This is a genomic window from Halomonas sp. ND22Bw (genome assembly GCF_003011945.1).
GTDB lineage: Bacteria > Pseudomonadota > Gammaproteobacteria > Pseudomonadales > Halomonadaceae > Halomonas > Halomonas halophila.
Genome location: NZ_PXWD01000800.1, coordinates 1 through 274 on the forward strand (window position 1 = coordinate 1; position 274 = coordinate 274).

1 protein-coding gene is annotated in these 274 nt (G+C 69.3%); it reads right to left on the bottom strand.

Translation table 11 applies throughout. The annotated features are described in order from the left end of the window. On the bottom strand, positions 1 to 274 hold a 274-nt coding region (locus CVH10_RS20335), incomplete at both ends, for a ParB/RepB/Spo0J family partition protein (RefSeq protein WP_369335913.1).

A 274-nucleotide genomic window follows, 5' to 3' on the forward strand; every position in this document is an offset into this window, starting at 1 on the left:
GCCCTATAGGCGGCCATCAGTTCCGGCGCCGCCGATCCCAGCCGCAGCCGCTGGCGCACGATCTGCGCCGACACCCCGAACCGGGCGCCGATCTCCTCGGCGCCGTAGCCCTTCTCCTCGGCCAGCCGCCGGAAGGCCTCGAACTGATCGGCGGGGTGCATGGCCTCGCGGGTGATGTTCTCGTCGAGGCTGATCTCATGGGCGTCATTGTCTGCGTCCACGATCACGCGGACCGGGTGGGTCCGCTTGATCGCCTTCCTCTTGGCGAGCAGCC